The sequence below is a fragment of the Budvicia aquatica DSM 5075 = ATCC 35567 genome (genome assembly GCF_000427805.1).
Classification (GTDB): Bacteria; Pseudomonadota; Gammaproteobacteria; order Enterobacterales; family Enterobacteriaceae; genus Budvicia; species Budvicia aquatica.
Window position 1 is genome coordinate 41,190 of sequence record NZ_ATYS01000020.1, and the last position, 14,849, is coordinate 56,038.

At 44.7% G+C, this 14,849-nt stretch carries 18 protein-coding genes; 13 read left to right on the forward strand and 5 right to left on the reverse strand.

Features of this window, described 5'->3' with window-relative positions:
* The first annotated feature begins 266 nt into the window (after positions 1 to 266).
* The 4 genes from YWE_RS0110045 to rlmM all read left to right on the forward strand — a co-directional run bounded on the left by YWE_RS0110045 (position 267) and on the right by rlmM (position 3,439).
* Positions 267 to 491, forward strand: coding sequence for a YgdI/YgdR family lipoprotein (locus YWE_RS0110045; protein ID WP_029094406.1), 225 nt, complete (start codon positions 267 to 269; stop codon positions 489 to 491).
* Between the two features lie 439 nt (positions 492 to 930).
* Positions 931 to 1,845, forward strand: a complete 915-nt coding sequence (locus tag YWE_RS0110050; protein WP_029094407.1) for a transcriptional regulator GcvA — start codon at positions 931 to 933, stop codon at positions 1,843 to 1,845.
* A gap of 104 nt (positions 1,846 to 1,949) precedes the next feature.
* Positions 1,950 to 2,333, forward strand: coding sequence for a DUF423 domain-containing protein (locus YWE_RS0110055; RefSeq protein ID WP_029094408.1), 384 nt, complete (start codon positions 1,950 to 1,952; stop codon positions 2,331 to 2,333).
* Positions 2,334 to 2,335: 2 nt separating this feature from the next.
* Positions 2,336 to 3,439: a 23S rRNA (cytidine(2498)-2'-O)-methyltransferase RlmM gene (gene rlmM, locus YWE_RS0110060; RefSeq protein ID WP_029094409.1), complete on the forward strand. Its 1,104-nt coding sequence runs from the start codon at positions 2,336 to 2,338 to the stop codon at positions 3,437 to 3,439.
* Between the two features lie 69 nt (positions 3,440 to 3,508).
* On the opposite strand, the gene xni is transcribed toward rlmM, so the two are convergent.
* The 3 genes from xni to queF all read right to left on the reverse strand — a co-directional run bounded on the left by xni (position 3,509) and on the right by queF (position 6,836).
* Positions 3,509 to 4,279, reverse strand: coding sequence for a flap endonuclease Xni (gene xni, locus YWE_RS0110065; RefSeq protein ID WP_029094410.1), 771 nt, complete (start codon positions 4,277 to 4,279; stop codon positions 3,509 to 3,511).
* Between the two features lie 75 nt (positions 4,280 to 4,354).
* Positions 4,355 to 5,722 (reverse strand): nucleotide 5'-monophosphate nucleosidase PpnN, encoded by a 1,368-nt coding sequence (gene ppnN / locus YWE_RS0110070; RefSeq protein ID WP_029094411.1) that lies wholly within the window; start codon positions 5,720 to 5,722, stop codon positions 4,355 to 4,357.
* Positions 5,723 to 5,981: 259 nt separating this feature from the next.
* Entirely contained in the window at positions 5,982 to 6,836 is an 855-nt protein-coding gene (gene queF / locus YWE_RS0110075; RefSeq protein WP_029094412.1) for an NADPH-dependent 7-cyano-7-deazaguanine reductase QueF, read from the reverse strand.
* 76 nt (positions 6,837 to 6,912) lie between these two features.
* Between queF and syd the strand changes: the two genes are divergently transcribed.
* From syd to YWE_RS0110100, 4 genes are all read left to right on the forward strand, one after another.
* Positions 6,913 to 7,467: a SecY-interacting protein gene (gene syd, locus YWE_RS0110080; protein WP_029094413.1), complete on the forward strand. Its 555-nt coding sequence runs from the start codon at positions 6,913 to 6,915 to the stop codon at positions 7,465 to 7,467.
* Between the two features lie 1,000 nt (positions 7,468 to 8,467).
* Positions 8,468 to 8,803 carry a YqcC family protein gene (locus YWE_RS0110090; protein ID WP_029094414.1) on the forward strand — a complete coding sequence of 112 codons (336 nt, stop codon included), beginning with the start codon at positions 8,468 to 8,470 and terminating at the stop codon, positions 8,801 to 8,803.
* Positions 8,797 to 9,576: a tRNA pseudouridine(65) synthase TruC gene (truC, locus tag YWE_RS0110095; RefSeq protein ID WP_029094415.1), complete on the forward strand. Its 780-nt coding sequence runs from the start codon at positions 8,797 to 8,799 to the stop codon at positions 9,574 to 9,576. The genes YWE_RS0110090 and truC overlap by 7 nt, the downstream gene beginning before the upstream one ends.
* Positions 9,577 to 9,604: 28 nt before the next feature.
* Positions 9,605 to 10,054 carry a flavodoxin gene (locus tag YWE_RS0110100; protein WP_029094416.1) on the forward strand — a complete coding sequence of 150 codons (450 nt, stop codon included), beginning with the start codon at positions 9,605 to 9,607 and terminating at the stop codon, positions 10,052 to 10,054.
* Positions 10,055 to 10,194: 140 nt separating this feature from the next.
* On the opposite strand, the gene YWE_RS0110105 is transcribed toward YWE_RS0110100, so the two are convergent.
* Positions 10,195 to 10,590, reverse strand: a complete 396-nt coding sequence (locus tag YWE_RS0110105) for a DUF3461 family protein (protein WP_029094417.1) — start codon at positions 10,588 to 10,590, stop codon at positions 10,195 to 10,197.
* Positions 10,591 to 10,893: 303 nt separating this feature from the next.
* Between YWE_RS0110105 and YWE_RS0110110 the strand changes: the two genes are divergently transcribed.
* The 5 genes from YWE_RS0110110 to YWE_RS0110130 are packed head-to-tail and all read left to right on the forward strand — an operon-like array spanning position 10,894 to position 13,952.
* Positions 10,894 to 11,463: a CbrC family protein gene (locus YWE_RS0110110; protein ID WP_029094418.1), complete on the forward strand. Its 570-nt coding sequence runs from the start codon at positions 10,894 to 10,896 to the stop codon at positions 11,461 to 11,463.
* A 12-nt stretch (positions 11,464 to 11,475) separates the two neighbouring features.
* Positions 11,476 to 11,856 carry a hypothetical protein gene (locus tag YWE_RS0110115; RefSeq protein ID WP_029094419.1) on the forward strand — a complete coding sequence of 127 codons (381 nt, stop codon included), beginning with the start codon at positions 11,476 to 11,478 and terminating at the stop codon, positions 11,854 to 11,856.
* Complete coding sequence (locus tag YWE_RS0110120) at positions 11,853 to 12,428, forward strand: hypothetical protein (RefSeq protein WP_029094420.1); 576 nt, start codon at positions 11,853 to 11,855, stop codon at positions 12,426 to 12,428. Before YWE_RS0110115 ends, YWE_RS0110120 begins: the two co-directional genes overlap by 4 nt.
* A gap of 30 nt (positions 12,429 to 12,458) precedes the next feature.
* Positions 12,459 to 13,067, forward strand: a complete 609-nt coding sequence (locus YWE_RS0110125) for an SMI1/KNR4 family protein (protein ID WP_029094421.1) — start codon at positions 12,459 to 12,461, stop codon at positions 13,065 to 13,067.
* Between the two features lie 60 nt (positions 13,068 to 13,127).
* Complete coding sequence (locus tag YWE_RS0110130; RefSeq protein WP_029094422.1) at positions 13,128 to 13,952, forward strand: hypothetical protein; 825 nt, start codon at positions 13,128 to 13,130, stop codon at positions 13,950 to 13,952.
* Positions 13,953 to 14,015: 63 nt separating this feature from the next.
* Here YWE_RS0110130 and dapD read toward each other — a convergent pair whose 3' ends face one another.
* Positions 14,016 to 14,840 (reverse strand): 2,3,4,5-tetrahydropyridine-2,6-dicarboxylate N-succinyltransferase, encoded by an 825-nt coding sequence (gene dapD / locus YWE_RS0110135; protein WP_029094423.1) that lies wholly within the window; start codon positions 14,838 to 14,840, stop codon positions 14,016 to 14,018.
* Between the last annotated feature and the right edge of the window lie 9 nt (positions 14,841 to 14,849).

The following is a 14,849-nucleotide window of genomic DNA, read 5'->3' on the forward strand; positions in this document are numbered from 1 at the left end:
TTGTACTAGCCGCGAGAGCAAAGAACAGTGCTAATTTGGCACTATTTTAATGTATATCCGTCATACTCCAAGTAGCAGGGCGTTGAGCTAATGGGGTAACCTGAGTTATGCCTTAGTATATTCATCAGGGTTATTGGGTTCATCTCCGGGAGGTTGCTTGCTGCCCTCCTGCAATTTAGATTATTCTGGGTATCGTTATCAGTAGGCAATCAATGCAACGCACGATTTTTATCGGATTTATTCTGTTTAACCGTAAGGAATGTTTTATGAAACGTTTTATTGTTATCACCTCAGCGCTGTTATTCACCTTAGGGCTAGCGGGATGTTCAAGTCATTATGAAATGACGATGGCCGACGGTACCAAGATCATCACTGTGGGTGAACCTTCTCTTGACCAGAATTCCGGAATGTATACTTATGAAACCCGTTTTGACGGTGAACAACAGGTCAGTCAGGATCAGGTTAAAGAGTTTGTTAAACAGCCTTACTAAGCTGATATGCCAAACTATACCCGTGATATTTCAAACGGCCTCTTTGTTGGCTCAGCCTCGATGCAACTTGAATTATTTGGGGTAGAAAGATAAAAAAAAGCACCGCATTCGCGGTGCTACTGAAATCACTATGGACAGACAGGGTAAATGTTCAGAAAATGTATAAATCATTAATCCAATGTCATCATTGGGGTAATGATTGCACCCAACAAGTGTCAGGTAATTAGCAAACACAACATCACAACCACAAAGCCAAAATGCGCCCTTCATTCAAAAAAAACACATTCTTCGTTCCGGCTTATGGAGTGCCATCACTATAGGTATTTACTGGTATATACTCAACGGACAATTTATAATGTATCGCATTAGAAAAACTAATGATTAAATAGCGAGATGCGATCGCTCTGTAGCCCATACACCGGGATGTACTGTCAATTATATGAAACGATTACCCCCATTAAATGCGTTACGGGTGTTTGATTCCGCAGCCCGCCACCTTAGCTTTACTAAGGCATCAGAAGAGCTTTTTGTGACACAGGCCGCAGTTAGCCATCAAATTAAGTCATTAGAAGATTTTCTCGGACTGAAACTTTTTCGTCGGCGTAATCGCTCTCTCTTATTAACGGAAGAAGGGCAAAGTTACTATTTAGATATTAAAGAGATTTTTATTGCGCTGAATGAGGCGACCCGAAAGCTTCAGGCCCGCAGCGCGAAAGGGGCCCTGACGGTAAGCTTACCCACCAGCTTTGCCATTCAGTGGTTGGTGCCGCGATTGTCGGGCTTTCATGAAAGTTATCCCGGCATTGATGTACGAATTCAGGCAATCGATCGAGACGAGTGGAAATTGTCAGACGATGTTGACGTGGCGATTTTTTACGGCCGGGGAAACTGGTCAGGATTACGGGTTGAACCCTTATATGCTGAATATTTGATACCGGTGTGTTCGCCAACGCTGATGATGGGGAATAATCCGCTAAGTTCGCCAAAGGCGCTAGAGCACCATACGCTACTCCATGATGCATCGAGGCGTGACTGGCAGGCATATATTCGCCAATTAGGCGTACAGCATATTAACGTTCAGCAAGGGCCTATTTTTAGCCATACCGCCATGGTTGTTCAGGCTGCGGTTCATGGTCAGGGCGTGGCGTTAGTCAATAATATGCTGGCGCTGGCTGAGATAGAATCGGGTCGTTTGGTCTGTCCGTTCAATCATGCTTTAGCCAGTAAAAATGCTTTTTATCTGGTTTGTCATGACAGTCAGGCTGAACTGGGTAAAATAGCGTCCTTTCGGGAGTGGATTTTAGCCCTTGCTTCCAGTGAGCAGGAGAGCGTCCATTTACGTTACGAAGAGTAAATATCAGCAAAAATGAAAACATTCACTGTGGAAATTGGGTTTTATCAGTAGAATTCACACCAGTTTCTCTTAATTCAGAGATGACAGTAATAAGGTTAGTGATGATGACGGGTCGTTTGATTTTAATTTTTGCCGCAGTTAGCGGTTTTATCTTTGTTGCCCTTGGCGCATTCGGAGCCCATGGCCTGAGTAAAATACTTGATGCTCAACAAATGGCATGGTTGCGTACCGGCTTGGAATATCAGGGATTACATACTCTGGCTATTCTGGCGTTAGGCATTGCAGTTCAGCATCAGGGCAATATTTGGTTTCAGCGCAGCGCAACTTTCTTAGCGCTAGGGACAATTTTATTTAGCGGTAGTCTTTATTGGCTGGCGCTATCAACCACAAAAATGTGGGTGTACATCACGCCAATCGGAGGCTTCTGCTTCTTAATTGGCTGGGCACTTCTGCTAGTTGGTGCTTTGCGCCAGAATAAAAAGGTTTAACCGTGAATAAAATAGCATTGTATTGCCGTCCTGGATTTGAAAAAGAGTGCGCGGCAGAGATCACGGAGAAAGCCGCAGNGCTTGAAGTATATGGTTTCCCGCGGGTTAAAGATAACAGTGGTTACGTCATGTTTGAGTGCTACCAGCGTGAAGATGCTGAGCGCCTGATTAAAGAGTTGCCTTTTAACTCGCTAATTTTTGCCCGCCAAATGGTATTGGTTGGTGAATTATTACGTAATTTACCGGTTGAAGATCGGGTTTCGCCGATTATTGGTATGATTGACGGTGCGGTGGAAAATGCCGGCGACCTGCGGGTTGAAGTACCTGATACCAATGAAGGTAAAGAATTATTGAATTTTTGCCGTAAGCTGACGGTGCCGCTACGTCAGGCACTGCGAGCACGCAATATTCTGTTATCTAAAGAGAACAGCCATCGTCCGGTGATTCACGTATTCTTTATTGCCAGCGGTTGTTGCTATGTCGGTTATTCATTTAGTAATAACAATTCGCCGTTCTTTATGGGTATTCCGCGCCTGAGATTCCCTTCTGATGCGCCAAGCCGTTCAACGCTCAAGCTTGAAGAAGCATTTCACGTGTTTATTCCCGCTGATGAATGGGATGAACGTTTAGCCAGCGGTATGAGGGCAGTTGATTTGGGCGCTTGTCCAGGCGGCTGGACCTATCAACTGACTAAACGCAGCATGATGGTTGATGCCGTAGATAATGGGCCGATGGCACAAAGCATTATGGATACCGGGCAGGTGGTTCATCATCAGGAAGATGGTTTTCGTTATGAACCGACTAACCCTAATATCTACTGGGTTGTTTGTGACATGGTTGAGAAACCATGGCGGGTCTCGAGCTTAATGGCCGATTGGTTAATCAAAGGCTGGTGTCGTGAGGCTATTTTTAACCTGAAACTGCCAATGAAAAAGCGTTATGAAGAAGTTTGTCAGAATCTGAAAATGATAGAAGATAAGCTGAAAGAAAACGGGATTAACGCTCAGATTAGTGCTAAACAGCTCTATCACGATCGTGAGGAGATTACGGTTCATGTGCGGCGCATTTGGGCTTCAGTTCCCGGCCGCCGGGATGAACGCGACTAATCCGCTAATTATGGCCTCATTACTTACAGTAGTGGGGCCATTAATTTAATGATGACTTTGAACGCTAATTTATTGCTCCGCTTGCACTTTATTTATCCTCAATTGCTGAAGATTACCTTCCAGATGTATATCCCGCTTTAAGGTCGCAATATCACGGCACAAATAGGCCAGCGCTTTATGTTCGACTAACTTTTTTCGCCACTTCTCTGGCACGCTGTCTATCTGTTGGTAAATTTGGTCTAGAGAACCATACTGGCTAAGCAATGTTGACGCCGCTTTAGGGCCAATTCCGGCGATGCCCGGAATTTTACTGCTGCTGATACCGGCTAATCCCCAGAAATCTGTCAGCTGTAGGGGAGAGACGGAAAACTCTTGCTCTACAAAGGGCATATCTAACCAGCGCTTTTGAAAATAATCACGAATGCGTAGCGTCGGGGCCAGAAGCTGGCAGTAGCCTTTATCGGTTGACACAATGGTTACCTGATAACCTAATTGGCTTACCTTATGGGCCAGCGTAGCGGCCAAATCGTCCGCTTCATCGCCAATGGATTGCCAGCAGGCCACTCCGGCCTGTTCAAATGCTTCTCTAAGCTGTGGCAACTCCTCGGCAAGCGTATCCGGCATTGGAGAACGCCCGGCTTTATAGTCAGGATAGCGCTGATGACGCCAGCCGGTATTACGTTTTTCATCATCAAATACGGCAACGGCATGGGTTGGCTGGCTATGCTGTATTAACTGCTCTAAAGCACGTATACAGGTTTGCTGGCATGGAGAACCCTGAACCGCATGAATTCGGCGAATCAGATTTAGTGCATCAACAATCAGTAGGTGAATAGACATAATGAGTGGTGGAGCATCCTGTGTCTGCCGAAGACAAGCTCCGGCAGGATTAAAATAAACAGGGTTACCAGCGGATTATGAACAGATCTCATAACACGGGGTGTAAGCCGTGCCGGGGAGCTTCATCCTATGCTGGGCAACAAATCCCTGTAGCAGGCTATCCATGTGTTTCATCATTGCCGGATCGCCATGGATCTTAAAGCGGCCATATTGTTCAATCGCCTGAATACCGACGTCTTTAACATTACCGGCAACGATACCAGAGAATGCCCGGCGTAGTGCGGCTGCCAGCTGTTCCGGTGGTTGGTTCGGGTGCAGATTGAGATTTGCCATATTTTCATGGGTTGGCTCAAACGGATGCTGAAGGTCAGAGGCGATTTTGATTGACCAGTTAAAGCTATAAGCATCACCGTTAGCTCTGCGACTCTCTTTAACTGCTGACATACCGTGCTTCATTTGGCGAGCGACTTCTTCCGGATCGCCAATAATGATGCTGTAGTGCTTACGGGCGTCATCACCTAAAGTATTTTGAATAAACTTATCCAGTACGTGGAAATAGTCCGCACTCTCTTTTGGTCCGGTCAGAATCAGAGGGAGCTTCTGGTCTTTATTTTCCGGATTCATCAAAATACCAAGCAGATAGAGTAACTCTTCTGCTGTACCTACGCCGCCCGGGAAAATAATAATTCCGTGGGCGATGCGCACAAAGGCTTCCAGACGTTTTTCGATATCCGGCATGATAATCAGTTCATTAACTAACGGATTCGGCGGTTCAGCGGCAATAATCGAAGGTTCGGTTAAACCGATAAATCGACTGTCTTTATAACCCTGTTGAGCATGGCCAACGGCAGCGCCTTTCATCGGTGCTTCCATCGCACCAGGACCACATCCGGTGCAAATATTTAATTCACGCAGGCCTAGCTGATTGCCGACTTTTCGGCCATACAGATACTCATTTTCATTAATAGAGTGACCGCCCCAGCAAACCACCATGTTGGGTGCTTCTCCAACGTGTAATGCGCGGGCATTACGCAGAATCGAGAAGACTAAATTGGTTAAATGAATCGGGCTGTCCGGGCTAAGTTGCTGAGCTTTGTATGCCTGTGAGAGCTGTCCGTTCACAAACAGAATATCGCGCATAACGGCAAATAAATTTGCCTGAATAGAGCGAATCATTCGACCATCGACGAATGCTTCTTCCGGTGGGTTAATCAGTTCTAGCTTAACGCCACGTTCCCGGCGGAGTACGTTAATATCAAATGACTTATAGCGTTCAAGCAGCTCTTTACTGTTGTCTGTTTGGCTACCTGCATTCAGCGCGGCCAGTGAACAGTTACGGTATAAGTGATAAAGGTTGCTGCTGGCCGTTCGTTTTAAGGTATCTACTTCAAGCTGTGATAATAGATCCATTGAGCCTAATGGCGGACTAATATGTGTAATCAAACCAACTCCCTGATACTGATAAATAGGTCAGTAAGAACCCATTATTAAATCAAAACGCCCTGAGGCGAGATATAGATGAATAGTCAGATAAGTGTAATCACTGATTTTATCTGTTTGTACTACTTTACTGATGTTATGGGAACCATGAACAGTAAATTTATGCTTTTTACCTGCATTTACATAAGGATTGCGAAGTAGCACGTAATATTATGATTTTATAATGCATATTCTGTTCTAGACGATTAAATCACTCGTTTAATCATTGCCTGACTAGCCTTTCAACCGTCGGCCTAAAGGCTTCATTGGTTCTGTAAGGATTGATATCGAGCCCGCCTCGTCGGGTATAGCGTGCATATACCGTTAAATGAGTCGGGTGGCAGTAACTCTGGATATCATTAAAAATACGCTCTACGCACTGTTCATGAAATTCATTATGGTGGCGAAATGAGACCAAATATCGTAGCAGGGCTTCCCGATTTATCTTTGGCCCCTGATAGCTGATTTGGACCGAACCCCAGTCGGGCTGATTGGTGATCAGGCAGTTTGATTTCAGTAAGTGGCTGACTAACTGCTCTTTAACCAGCAACTTGGTGTCAGTAACCCCATGACAAAGCAGTTTGTCATCGAACTGGTAATTGTCGATCTCGATGGGCTGATCGTCGATACACTCACCGGCAAAAGCCCCGATGGACTGGCCTTCTAGTTGATCTAAACGGAATAGGGTTACGTTTACTTTGCCTTGTGCGCACTGAGATAAGTCACGCGATAAAACATGATTCACCTGTTCCCAGTTATCAAAACGCGTCTGATTAAAGCTATTCAGATAGAGCTTAAAGCTTTTAGATTCGATTAGATTGGCACTGTCCGATGAAATCCTGACTTCGCCAACGGCAACCTGTGGCAGACCGCGAGAATTCAGCCATGATAACTCGTACAGGGTCCATATATCTGCGCCGTGAAAAGGAAGGTTATCCGGGGTCAGCCCCAGTGGTTCACGGTTTAAACTACGAGGAACAGCCTGTAATAATGTGGCATCGTAGTTATCTATGTAAGCCGTTTTCTTGCCTAAGGTCAGATTCGAAAGCGCCTGATGGTCCTGATAATGGGAAGTCATACTATTACCCCGATATTGTATATATCTATATAATCGTAAAAATTAGCTATAGTGTAACGCAATCTTTGAGAGAAATATGACATATCCAGTAATCTCCGCATTAACTCAGTTTACCTCCTCCTTTATTGATTTGTGGCAAAAAGAGACCGGGCACGAACCGGCCAGTGACGAGCTTTATGGCGTTGCCTCTCCCTGTATTTTGACAACCCAAGACGAGGAGGTACTTTGGCTTCCTCTGCCTTTTGAGTCAGAGAAAACGCTGGCAAACGTGGCTCGTGCCATCGACATTGTCTTAAGAGATGAGTGTACTGCTTTCTATACTGAGCAATATGCGGGTGATATGGCTGGCAGTTTTAACGATCTTGAACTAACGTTAATTCAGGTCTGGAGTGACGAGGACTTTATTCGCCTTCAGGAAAATCTGATTGGTCATTTAGTGACTCAGCGCCGGTTAAAGTTATCACCTACGCTGTTTATTGCGACCACTGACTCAGAAATGGATATGGTTTCGGTATGCAACCTCACGGGTGAAGTGATACTTGAACATTTCGGAACTAAAAAACGTGAAGTACTGGCTCCTTCTTTGGCGGCATTCTTACAAGACTTACAGCCCCGCATAAAGAAAGCCTGATTAAAACTTACTTTTTGAACCTGATTTAGTCGATTTTTTTGATCCCTGAATCAAGTTTGCTTGCCAAACCTTCATTTTAAGATGCCCGTCTTACACGAAATGACCGACTCCTTGTAGGATATGTCTCACAAGCGCTGTGAGACATCACGCTTATTGCGTAAGCCTTCAATTTTAAGAACTCTTATTTATCAATGCATTGATCCGTTTTTTTGTGGCTTACGCCCGATTAAATTGGATGTGAGTCTCTGAGGTATATTGTGAGCATCGGGAAAATAAGCGATTCTATGTTCAAGGAAACGGAGCACTAAACCAAGGGATGTATCAGGACGATACAGGCTTTAGGATAAAGCAAAAGGATTAGCTTAGGAAGAGCTCTGGATGTCATCAGGAAGATGACAGGATAGTTTAAGGTTGAACTTACGGACACCTCCAGGACGGAGATAGAAAAGCTTGTCAGGATTGATAGGTGAGTCAGGAAGATTATCAGGGACAAGCTATCAGGATGATGGCAGGACAGTTCAGGATGAAACTAACGGACATCTCCAGGATGGAGAATCAGTACTTACAAGGCTGTGAGTCGTCAGGAAGACCAACAAGGATAGACCATCAGGATGATGGTAGGACAGTTTAAGGATTGAACTTACGGACACCTCCAGGACGGAGAATGAGAACCTACTAGGATAGTAGGGGGTCAGGAAGACTAGCAAGGATAGGCATCAGGATGATGCAGGGATGATGAGTCAGGACGAAAGTAGGACGCCGCAAAGGATAGCGTGGTTAGGATAACCAATAGGACACTGTTTTCAAGGATTGAGCAGGGAAGCAAACGAGTAGCTGGATTGCTATAAAACGAACAGGGCCCACTGTGTAAACAGTGGGCCCTTTTTCCTTTCTATTTTTATTCTCGTCAATTTTTACCCCTTGAGGCCAAGCTGGTATGATTACCCACTATTCGGGGCCTAGATTGCTCTAAAGTATTTTATTCGTTGATGGGAGAAGTATGAGCTTAGAAAATCAGGTATGGCAGTTGTTAACAGAGATAGAGCAACTGATGCAGGAGTCGACACTTTGGAACCCGGTACCTCCGGCGTTGACCGCCTTTGATAGTCATGAGCCTTTTTGCATTGATACCATGGAGCCTGAAGAGTGGCTACAGTGGGTATTTATTCCTCGCATGCGGGCAATTTTAGAAAGCGAGCAACCACTTCCGACTAATATTGCCATTACGCCCTATTTTGAAGTTTCATTTGCTAAGCGGTCTGGGGATTTCCAGCCCCTTATTGCTGCACTTCAAAACATCGACCAAGTGCTTAATAAAGAAAATAATCAATGTTAGATATCCTATATCAAGATGAGCATCTGGTTGCGGTTAATAAGCCTAGCGGTTGGTTAGTGCACCGTAGCTGGTTAGATAGGAATGAAAAAGTCGTCGTGATGCAAACGGTGCGTGATCAAATCGGTCAGCACGTTTTTACCGTGCATCGTTTAGACCGACCCACATCCGGCGTTTTGTTGATGGCGCTGTCGAGCGAGGTTGCCCATCAGCTTTCACAGCAGTTTGAACAGCACCAGATCAATAAAATTTACCATGCGGTGGTGCGCGGCTATGTGAATGAGTCAGGGACGATTGACTACGCCTTAGTGGAGGAACTGGACAAAGTTGCTGATAAGTTTGCGAAAGAAGATCGGGAGGCTCAGCAGGCTGTCAGCCACTACACGACATTGTCTCAGGTTGAAGTCCCTATTCGTGTCGGGCGATATGATTCTGCTCGCTATAGTTTAGTTGAGCTCAGCCCTGAAACCGGGCGTAAGCACCAGTTACGCCGACATATGGCTCATATTTCTCACCCGATTATCGGTGACAGCAGGCACGGAGATCTTCGTCATAATCGTGCCTTAGCGGAACATTTTGACTGCCAGCGCCTGATGTTACATGCGAGTCATTTAGCCCTAAATCATCCGGTAACCGGAGAGCGGTTAGTGATTTCTGCGCCTTGGGAACAACGCTGGCAGCATTTAATGAATCATTTTAACTGGCAAGAACAATGCCCTGCGTATCATGAGGTTGAATTTATTCGGCCAATAATACAGGATACAGAGCTTAGTTAATCCCCTTTTAGACGCAGAGAGAAACCTCATGGCAAAGATTGGAATTTTCGTTGGAACCGTTTATGGCAATGCGCAGATGGTTGCTGAAGAAGCGCAAGCAGTGCTTCAGGATCTTGGCAATGAGGTAACGGTATTTGATGAGGGAACGCTGGAAGAGTGGAAAGCGTATCAACAGGCATATGTGCTGGTTGTCACATCAACTACCGGGCAGGGCGACCTTCCTGATTCTATCGCCTCCCTGTTTTTTGATATAAAAGAACAGCTGGGCCATCAACCTGAGCTGAAGTACGGTGTGATTGCGTTAGGTGATAGCAGCTACGATAATTTTTGCGGTGCGGGTAAACAGTTTGATGCTTTGCTGCAAGAGCAAGGGGCGAGCCGCTTGGCTGATGTTTTACTGATTGATGCAACAGAAGTGCCTGAGCCTGAAGTTTTTGCCGCCGGCTGGATTGAGCATTGGGGCTCATTAGTAAAATAAGTATTTTTCAGGCAGCCAAAAATCATTAACTATGGCTGCCTAAAATATAAAACCCGATAGGGCGACTCTGCGCTTATCAGGTTTTATCTCCGTCATACTTCAAGCCGCATCTTTATTAGCTGCACCCAGCGACCTGAAGCCTATTTGTCTTTATGGGTAAGCTTTTCCAGATCGGCTTCTATTTCTGCAATTTTATGCGTTACCACTTGCTCTAAGTGGCGCAGGTCAGCAAGAATTTTTTGTTTGATATCCACTTCAATCTTTTCACCCTGACAAATCTGGTCTAATTCTTCTATTACGTAACGCAGATTAGGGCTGATTTCATGCACTTCTTTATACGATTTTTCAGCACCCGGATTGGCTAAAATAGTTTTACGTTGGCGCGGGTATTTAAATTTGACGCTTTTAGCAAAGAATTCACCTTTTTCTTTCCGAAAATAGATCTTCAAAATATCATTGCTGGCTTCCTGACGCAGACTGTAGCGATCAATCTGCTTTGGATTCGTAATGCCGAGACTGATGAGGTTATCGTACATAAGAATTCCTTCCTGATTTATTCAATGATTAAGGTGAAAAGCCAATAAAGTGGCGGTTAACGCTGCTCGATTATTGTCTTGCTCCGGCGCGCGTCATACTATGCACTTGGTACATTATCTTTATAGATAACGATTAATTAATCATTATAGCAGTAGATATTCAGGGAAGATGAAACCCCGAATACAATAATACTGAAAGACCTGTTGACTAGATTACATATTATTGACGTTGCTCACAGGGTTAACTCAATACAGGAGTTAAAGATGGAACCACAAAAGTCGGTGCCACCGGTTTTACCAAGGATGATTGATAATAAGCAGTTACCCTATTTCAAATACCATCCGAATCCAATTGAGACCGGTGCTTTTACAATCAGTACGCCTATTACCTGCGATTGTTGTAAGCAACAAACCTCTGTCTACTATACCAACCCCTTTTACTCGGCAAACGACGTTGAGTTCCTTTGTCCATGGTGTATTGCCGGCGGACAGGCGGCAGAAAAATTTAACGGTGAGTTTCAGGACTATTGCGGCATTGAAGGTATTTCAGCTAGCCCTGAACAGCCGGATTCTATCCATTTTGAGCGGCAGGCGATTGATGAGTTAGTTTTAAGGACGCCCGGCTACCGAGGGTGGCAACAGGAGGTCTGGCTCTCTCATTGTGGTGATTTATGTGCATTTGTTGGCTATGTCGGTTGGGATGAAATCAAGGATAAACTCGAGTTTTTTGTCGACCTGGATCGGGATTGTGAAGCGCTTCATGCGGGTAAGGAGGACCTACCCAAATACCTACGTAACAACGGTTCTTGTCAGGGATATCTATTTCAGTGTCTGCACTGCGGTAAATATCGGTTATATTTTGATTGTGACTAACGGGAGGCAAGGATGAAAAATAAGCTGCGTAAAATCCATGTGGATGACATTGATTTCTTCTGGCGGGTGGTATGGGATGATGATGCGGCTAACGGAGACTTTCTTTTTTTACGGGTATGGATTGCCGGCCATAAGGCAAAACCATGGATTACGGTTCACTATCAATACCATAATCCATGGTTTTTCTATGGTGAAATTATTACTACCCCAGAACCGATGAGACAAACTCATTTTCAGCTTAATGCCCTGATGCCGAAACAGGTGGCGGAGATTATACGAGCGGCAATGAAGTGGCTGGATAAGGAGTATTCCGACAGCTTAAAAATAGACGATACCCGTTTCCATGTTGATCGAGAAGGGCAATTGCATCGGGGGCTTTCGAAACAGGCATGAACAAAGAAACGGCAAGAATACTGATTAATCTACTAGAAAAACAAGGGATTGAATTCATTAAAGGGTTATCTGATGAAGAGGTGACTATTATTCATCATGATTTTGACATTCAGTTTCCACCAGACCTGATGTTATTTTTGCAAACGGCATTACCCGTTTCCGGCAAATTTATTAACTGGAGAGCGGGTTTAAGCTCAACGGTGAAAGAAATGGAGATCCGGGACCGGATAAACTGGCCTCTGGAAGGTATGTTCTTTGATATCGATAACAATGGCTTCTGGCCATCTGAGTGGGGGAATAAGCCGGATGATTTGCAACAGCAGCAAGAGATTGCTGAATATCATTACCGACAGTGGCCTAAGTTAATTCCTATCTATTCTCACCGCTATATTCCTTCGATGCCTAATGAAGACGGTAACCCGGTATTTTCAGTTTATCAGACTGATATCATTTATTACGGTTATGACTTGGCATCGTACTTTAAACATGAGTTTAGGCTAACGCTGCCAGCAGATTTAACATTGCCGGAAAGCCCAAAGCCAATTGATTGCTGGGATTATTTTTTAGAGTGATTTTACCCACGGCGACCGGTTAAAAATATAATGATAAATATCGAAAAGAAGTCGGATATTACTATTCCCTTCACCCAGATTGGTGAATGCGGATGGGAAACTCGGGTGCGAGCCATTTTGCTCTCTGTTGCCGAAAACTGGGAATGTTCACTGCCGGAAGTGAAAACTGAGCGCGAGATTGGAAGCCTTGAACAACGATTAGGAACTGCGCTTCCGCTCAACCTGAAGCTGTTTTATCAGACCTTTGGCATTGCTGATATCGGTGAACAACTGCAGAGTTTTGATGAGATGGGGTGGTTAAAGGATACCTGGGGAGCGATGGCTGAATATGGTCCTGACTTTAGTGAGCAGGATTTAGCCGCGTTGCCCTTTATGGTCACATTTAGTGATTATCTTGGAAACGGAAATATGTTTTGCTTTCATAGTGAAACCAAAGAAATTTACTATTTTGATCATGACTCAAAACCCTATCTGACGAAGATGTTTCACTGTATTGATGACTATTTAAAAGGGTGTTTAGTTTTTTGTCAGTCTCAACTTTTTGCTGATATTAGCCTTGAAAGAGATGCCGAGAGGTGGGCAGAAGAAATGCTTAATGAGCTCTATGGTGAAGACGTTGTCAGGAAATGGTATTACTGACATTGTGATTTTTTTATTGTCTAAAACCAATATCAAAAACAGCGGAGTGTGGTGCTAATCATGGATAAAAGAGCTAAAAAAATTTTATTTAGCACCTATTGGAAAAACGGTTGGATAGATAATAGTCAAAGAACAATAACCCGCGATGATTTTCAATATGCTAAAGAAAAAGGGCTGATGTTTGATCCTTTGACGACAACTCACGACCGTTGTTTGCACGATATTATCGCAATGCTATCTGATATTACTGTTGATCTGGTGGCAACAGCCTTTCTCAGTAGCCTTTCAAGCCGGCGTTTAGATCTGCGATCCGGCTTAGCCTCTTATTTTATCGCAAAGCAACTGACACCACATGTTTATACCCCGGTTTTAAACGGTCAATCTTACGATCTGGACGGAAATATTACCCATACCAGTTATACCTGTGGAGTATGCAGAGATCTCAAATACGGCATTATTGGACGTGAAAATTATCATGATATCGATCTGAACGTACTGAATTTTGAACGAATTAAATGGGGGGGTGTAAGGCATGGTGCACTGGATTATACCTTGTTTGATTTACAGCAACTCAGGTTGGCTGATATTCCGCAACCTTCAGCGGACGATGTGTCTATCTTAAATGCAATACTGGCGACGATCGCCGCGAGTAAGCCTGATGATTATCCCAGTATGTTGGAGAAGAATTTAGCGACGGTGATTAAGTCAACAAAAGATGAGCGGAAGGTGTTGATCGAGATCCTTGCCTGTATTGGTGTGCTACAACCAAGGTCTTACGAGCGGCCCAGCAGAGGGAAGCATGATTGGACTTATGTGACTTACTGGCGGGGCGAAGATAAATTTAACCCCGATGCGGTTAGCCAATATTTCGGGCGGTATCTGTAAATAAGCTTATCAAGAGATAAAAGAACGCGGGCCTTTAACCCGCGCTGTAGCGTTTTTGAGCGATTAGTCAATGGTGCGCAGGAGTTCGTTAATACCCACTTTGCCCAGAGTTTTCGCATCGACTTTTTTCACAATCACTGCGCAGTACAGGCTGTATTTTCCATCTTTAGACGGCAAATTGCCTGAAACAACCACAGAACCGGCAGGTACGCGGCCGTAGTGAACTTCACCTGTTTCACGATCGTAAATACGGGTGCTTTGTCCAAGATAGACTCCCATAGAGATCACTGAACCTTCTTCAACAATAACACCTTCAACTACTTCTGAACGGGCGCCGATAAAGCAGTTGTCTTCAATGATTGTCGGGTTTGCTTGAAGCGGTTCTAACACACCACCGATACCAACGCCGCCAGAAAGGTGTACGTTTTTACCGATTTGAGCACAAGAGCCAACGGTAGCCCATGTATCAACCATGGTGCCTTCATCAACATAAGCGCCGATATTGACATAAGAAGGCATTAACACGGTATTACGTGCGATAAATGCACCTTGGCGTACGCTGGCTGGTGGCACAACCCGGAAGCCTTCGCGTTGAAAACGCGCTGCATCATAATCAGCGAATTTCATAGGTACTTTATCGAAATAGCGGCTTTCTGCTCCGTCCATCACAACATTGTCATTAATGCGGAATGAAAGCAGAACGGCTTTTTTTAACCACTGATGTGTAATCCACTCACCGTTAATTTTTTCGGCTACCCGAAGTTCTCCACTGTCCAGCTTAGCCAGCGTAAGCTTAACGGCTTCACGGATGACAGTATCTGCATTTGCCGGTGTAATGTCGGCGCGACGCTCAAAGGCGGTCTCTATAACGGTTTGTAACTGCTGCATCTTTTTTCC

Excerpts from the sequence above, each read along its gene's own strand:
- queF (WP_029094412.1), bottom strand. The coding sequence starts at position 6,836 with ATGACTTCCCATTATCAGGACCATCAGGCGCTTTCGAATCTGACCTTA.
- YWE_RS0110100 (WP_029094416.1), top strand. The coding sequence starts at position 9,605 with ATGGCAAAGATTGGAATTTTCGTTGGAACCGTTTATGGCAATGCGCAG.
- YWE_RS0110050 (WP_029094407.1), top strand. The coding sequence starts at position 931 with ATGAAACGATTACCCCCATTAAATGCGTTACGGGTGTTTGATTCCGCA.
- YWE_RS0110125 (WP_029094421.1), top strand. The coding sequence starts at position 12,459 with ATGATAAATATCGAAAAGAAGTCGGATATTACTATTCCCTTCACCCAG.
- YWE_RS0110055 (WP_029094408.1), top strand. The coding sequence starts at position 1,950 with ATGACGGGTCGTTTGATTTTAATTTTTGCCGCAGTTAGCGGTTTTATC.
- syd (WP_029094413.1), top strand. The coding sequence starts at position 6,913 with ATGACATATCCAGTAATCTCCGCATTAACTCAGTTTACCTCCTCCTTT.
- YWE_RS0110045 (WP_029094406.1), top strand. The coding sequence starts at position 267 with ATGAAACGTTTTATTGTTATCACCTCAGCGCTGTTATTCACCTTAGGG.
- xni (WP_029094410.1), bottom strand. The coding sequence starts at position 4,279 with ATGTCTATTCACCTACTGATTGTTGATGCACTAAATCTGATTCGCCGA.
- dapD (WP_029094423.1), bottom strand. The coding sequence starts at position 14,840 with ATGCAGCAGTTACAAACCGTTATAGAGACCGCCTTTGAGCGTCGCGCC.
- YWE_RS0110115 (WP_029094419.1), top strand. The coding sequence starts at position 11,476 with ATGAAAAATAAGCTGCGTAAAATCCATGTGGATGACATTGATTTCTTC.
- YWE_RS0110120 (WP_029094420.1), top strand. The coding sequence starts at position 11,853 with ATGAACAAAGAAACGGCAAGAATACTGATTAATCTACTAGAAAAACAA.
- YWE_RS0110130 (WP_029094422.1), top strand. The coding sequence starts at position 13,128 with ATGGATAAAAGAGCTAAAAAAATTTTATTTAGCACCTATTGGAAAAAC.
- truC (WP_029094415.1), top strand. The coding sequence starts at position 8,797 with ATGTTAGATATCCTATATCAAGATGAGCATCTGGTTGCGGTTAATAAG.
- YWE_RS0110105 (WP_029094417.1), bottom strand. The coding sequence starts at position 10,590 with ATGTACGATAACCTCATCAGTCTCGGCATTACGAATCCAAAGCAGATT.
- YWE_RS0110110 (WP_029094418.1), top strand. The coding sequence starts at position 10,894 with ATGATTGATAATAAGCAGTTACCCTATTTCAAATACCATCCGAATCCA.
- YWE_RS0110090 (WP_029094414.1), top strand. The coding sequence starts at position 8,468 with ATGAGCTTAGAAAATCAGGTATGGCAGTTGTTAACAGAGATAGAGCAA.